The organism is Kaarinaea lacus (genome assembly GCF_975902315.1).
The window spans coordinates 1-4,353 of the sequence record NZ_CDLKIE010000232.1 but is presented as its reverse complement, the minus strand read 5'-3'; the positions used below and the strand labels follow the sequence as shown (position 1 = coordinate 4,353).

Below are 4,353 nucleotides of genomic sequence, written 5' to 3'. Positions count from 1 at the left end.
TCATTATTATTGTTGCCCAATGGCTATTACATCGATCAACTAGATGTTTTAATAGAACGCTTACAAAGATTTAGTGCCAATTTGGCTCATGCGTTCGGTCAGGAAGTGATATTCAAACATAGCATGAATTAGTGATGCAGGACATAACATATAATTATTAAATAAAAAAGGTCAGATGGAGATTTCCATCTGACCCTGTATATAAGTTGCCGAGAACTTTCTTTTATCTAATATGTGGAATTTTCAAGAGCCGCAACTGGTTTGTGTTAACAAGGTGCCAGAATCTCTTTTGTTTTCCTTATAAACTACCGTAATCGTTCCACTATCTGCGGAGATTATAATTAACTGTTCAGCTTCGCCGTAGATAAACAGCATGCCTTTAGTCAATTCCGCGTTAAAGTGATCGATAAACTTGAAGTAAAATTTTCCAACATCAGGGATGTTCAGGTAACCAAGATCAAATTCGCCGTTTTTCGTTTTAGAGTTATGCTTGATGTTGACACCTTCCAGGCTGATTTCGATAGCGTTCGCCAGATCAGAGATATTCAAATTCATGAACATATCATCGGCACGACCATCCCAGGTATTGCCATCAAGCGACAGGTTAACGCCTTCACCTTCTATTGTTAACTCTACAATATCTGATGTGAAGTTTGCGCCGCTCTCGATTTCACCATTGATCAATCCATTTAATGTGACCTCCTGACCTCGGGCATTCACGCAATAGTCTGTAAGCTCTATTCCGAAGATCATGCCATCTTCCGTAAAACTGGCAGTGCCCCCACAATAATAATTATCAGAACCATTGCCTTTAGAAGAATAAGCGCTCATCAAACTGGTTGATAAAATTTGCAGTTGCTTCTGACTTTCACAAAAGCCGCTTGCGGCGGCATTGGCTTTATTGTTGAGCGTGTTCGACATATTGGGTACAGGAGGTTCCGGAGCATCGGGCAGGTCAGGAACCACGGCATCAACAGGATCAGTTGTTGTATTCTGTGGTGTATCTAGCGTGGTGTCGGTATCCTGGGTCACAGGATCTTGATCATTCACCATGGTGTTATCACCACAAGACCAAACAAAAAGAAGGGTAAATAAGATAAGGAATATTTTTTTCATTGCGGCAACCTCTGAATACTTCTTCGAATACGGCTAACGGAAGGAATACGTAACTAGATTACGCGGCGAATCATAGTCTGGCAAGCTGTCTAAGTAGTTGGCCACTAAAAGCCGGTGTTGCAGCACTACTATAATGCAAAGTACGATATCAACCGAGAACCAGTTCTCATTTTCTAATAAAGAACGCTCCCCCACAGAGTGTAACAAGCCTTATTAACGTGCATGTCCCCTGTTGGTTTACTCACAAATATCAAAATAGTGGGGTGTGACGACCCATCTCGCCCAAATCTGGAGAATTGTTATGATGCCTGGTGCTGCGGATCTGGGGCTACAGGACGGGAATCTTAATCGAACCGATGGCGATCGTGAGGGGCCAGGTAGTCAATCTCAGGACCTTTGGGGACTATACGGGTGGGATTGATTGACTCGTGGCTCCAATAGTAGTGGCGTTTGACATGATCCAGGTTGAAAGTCTCCGCGATACCTGGTTGCTGGTACAGATCACGCAAATAACTGGATAAGTTAGGATAGTCTGCGATGCGGCGCAGGTTGCATTTGAAGTGGCCTACATAAACGGGATCAAAGCGAAGCAGGGTAGGCAACAGTCTCCAGTCTGCTTCTGTAATGGTGTTCCCGACCAGGTAACGTTGTTGGCTTAGGCGTTCTTCCAGGGTATCCAGGGTAGAAAACAACAAATCAAAGGCACGTTCGTAGGCCCTTTGGGTGCGGGCAAAGCCACAACGATAAACACCGTTGTTCACATTGTTATACACCAACCGGTTAATCTTATCGATTTCCTGGTGTAAAGCTCCGGGGTAATAATCGGTGTTGTCACCAGTAATCGCATTAAATTCACTATTAAACATGCGAATAATCTCGGAAGATTCATTATTAACAATCGTTTGTTGTTTTTTATCCCATAACACGGGCACAGTAACTATGCCCGAATATTGTGGGTCGGCCAGTGTATAAACCTGATGCATGTATTCAAAATGATTGATGTGATCTGGCGTTGCTTCGGGAAAGCTGTTATCAAATTTCCAGCTTTCAGGGCCCATGTCCGGGTGCACCACTGATACAGAAATAATGCTTTCCAGTTTCTTTAGTTTACGAAACATCAAGGTTCGGTGAGCCCAGGGGCAGGCATAGGATACATACAGGTGATAACGATCAGGCTCGGCTATAAAGCCACCTTTTCCTGAGGGACCGGGTGCACCGTCGGTAGTTACCCAGTTGCGAAAAACTGAATCCAGACGAACGAATTCACCATCTTTGGTTTCTTCTTCTAGCCAATCGCCTGTCAATTTACCCTGTTTCACCAAACTCATGTATTACTCCTGATATTTTTTACTTACACCAAATAATTTAATCCTGATTCAATGGCTTTAACAGCCGCATGTATTGCGCTTAACGATGCTAGTTGTGGCGCTGGTCGTTGTTTTGTTACCGGATCCAGAACTTTCATTACAGGAAGCCGATAAATTTTTATTGTCACGTTCAGGGAGCAAATCTTTAGCATTATACGCCAGCACCAACAAACCCATAGTGATGGCCAGGGCAACAGGCTCCTGGTAAATCAGGGCGAATAAAACAGTCGAAATAGCCAGAACCACGGCCGTATTGCGCAGTTGCCAACCCGATGCTAACAATATGCCACCTCCAATGTTGATCACTGCTGCCAGCATTATTAGATCGTCAATCCAGATATTTCCGCTTGCGATACTGTTGTTGTTAGTCACTGTATCGATGCTGTTGATAATCAGTAAATAGGCCAGCGCCCATCGAATTACGAGGTTTGCATAGTCTGTCATGACGTTATCCTTTTTTCCGGCTACGTATATACATGACTCCATTTATGAAAAAATTTGAAAATTGCCGGGCTAACCTTGGTTTGCATGAAATGGTTTGCAAGGAATGGCTTGCAGGGTGTAGCCCAGCATATTTTCACAATTGTCTAAGCTGTTGCACCTACCTGTTCAGGCGATTTCTCTCTTGATCGAGCCAGGTAATTGTCCACGCTGAAATGGCCGGCACCATGCACAGCGAGTAACAACAGACCGCCAGCCATTGCCCAGTTCTTCATGAAAAGAATCATTTGTGTTTGATCGGCGAAGTTAGCGTGAAAAATAACGGCTGATACGATACTGAAGCCAGCTAATGCCAAAGCAGTCCATTTGGCCTGTAAGCCAACGATGATGGCCAGGCCGCCAGCAATCTCAAGGGCAATTACCAGCGGCAGTAAAGCACCGGGTACCCCCATGGCTTCCATATAACCTTGTGTTCCCGCGTACTGACCGATTTTGCTAATGCCAGCAAGCAGGAAAATGTGTCCCATGAAAAGCCGTGCGATGGGTGTTAAGAATTTGTCCATTACTGCCTCCTTGTTTGTCTAAAATTGGCTGAATTAACCAGGTGTATGACTCAGAATTATAGGTGTAACTATTCGATAAAAAAGTATAAAATATTGACTATAATGATCGAATAATTAGATTAATAACCCTATGAATACGCTTAAAACGACACTAGAACAATGGCGGGCCCTACAGGCTGTAGTGGATTACGGTGGATATGCTCAGGCCGCCGAGCAGATGTTTCGCAGCCAGTCCACGATTAGTTATTCCATTAGTAAGTTGCAGGAGCAATTGGGTATCCAGTTATTGGTCGTCCAGGGTCGCAAGGCCCACCTCACTGAGGCAGGTGAAGTGTTAGTGCGTCGATCACATCAATTGTTAAAGGATGTTGCCGAACTTGAACAACTGGCAGAAAGCTTGAGTCATGGGCGCGAAGCGGAAATTCGCTTTGTCGTGGATGCGGCGTTTCCCAATATGATATTGATGGAGGCTTTAAAAAAGTTCGCACCACAAAGTGGGGGTACCCGAGTCCAGCTGAAAGAAGTTGTCCTCTCAGGTGCCGATGATGCCCTGGAATCCGGTGAAGCGGATCTCATCATTAGTGCATTCAATCCATCAGATTATCTTGGCGATATAATTTATCAGGTAGAGTTCGTTGCTGTAGCTCATCCCGAACACCACCTGCACCAGCTTGGCCGTAAGCTGACAATGAAAGACCTTGAACGAGAAATGCAGGTAGTGATTCGCGATTCCGGTAGTAGACACAATGTTGATATGGGCTGGTTAGGTGCAGAATATCGCTGGACGGTAACAAGTATGGAAACTGCATCGGCAGCTGTGGCTTCAGGGCTCGGGTTTGCCTGGTTGCCGCGTCATCATGTACAGG

5 protein-coding genes are annotated in these 4,353 nt (G+C 44.8%); 1 reads left to right on the top strand and 4 read right to left on the bottom strand.

The window, feature by feature from the left end; all coding sequences use genetic code 11:
* Nucleotides 1-243: 243 nt before the first annotated feature.
* From ACWVCM_RS06980 to ACWVCM_RS06965, 4 genes are all read right to left on the bottom strand, one after another.
* Nucleotides 244-1,116, bottom strand: a complete 873-nt coding sequence (locus ACWVCM_RS06980) for a hypothetical protein (RefSeq protein ID WP_455201007.1) — start codon at nt 1,114-1,116, stop codon at nt 244-246.
* A gap of 344 nt (nt 1,117-1,460) precedes the next feature.
* On the bottom strand, nt 1,461-2,444 hold the full coding sequence (locus tag ACWVCM_RS06975; RefSeq protein WP_455201006.1) for a glutathione S-transferase family protein: 984 nt from the start codon (nt 2,442-2,444) through the stop codon (nt 1,461-1,463).
* A 57-nt stretch (nt 2,445-2,501) separates the two neighbouring features.
* A complete protein-coding gene (locus tag ACWVCM_RS06970) occupies nt 2,502-2,927 on the bottom strand; it encodes a hypothetical protein (RefSeq protein ID WP_455201005.1) in 426 nt (141 codons plus the stop codon).
* A gap of 143 nt (nt 2,928-3,070) precedes the next feature.
* Complete coding sequence (locus ACWVCM_RS06965; protein WP_455201004.1) at nt 3,071-3,487, bottom strand: DoxX family protein; 417 nt, start codon at nt 3,485-3,487, stop codon at nt 3,071-3,073.
* A 130-nt stretch (nt 3,488-3,617) separates the two neighbouring features.
* Between ACWVCM_RS06965 and ACWVCM_RS06960 the strand changes: the two genes are divergently transcribed.
* A partial coding sequence (locus ACWVCM_RS06960; protein ID WP_455201003.1) for a LysR family transcriptional regulator occupies nt 3,618-4,353 on the top strand: 736 nt, incomplete at its 3' end.

Excerpts from the sequence above, each read along its gene's own strand:
- ACWVCM_RS06965 (WP_455201004.1), bottom strand. The coding sequence starts at position 3,487 with ATGGACAAATTCTTAACACCCATCGCACGGCTTTTCATGGGACACATT.
- ACWVCM_RS06980 (WP_455201007.1), bottom strand. The coding sequence starts at position 1,116 with ATGAAAAAAATATTCCTTATCTTATTTACCCTTCTTTTTGTTTGGTCT.
- ACWVCM_RS06975 (WP_455201006.1), bottom strand. The coding sequence starts at position 2,444 with ATGAGTTTGGTGAAACAGGGTAAATTGACAGGCGATTGGCTAGAAGAA.
- ACWVCM_RS06970 (WP_455201005.1), bottom strand. The coding sequence starts at position 2,927 with ATGACAGACTATGCAAACCTCGTAATTCGATGGGCGCTGGCCTATTTA.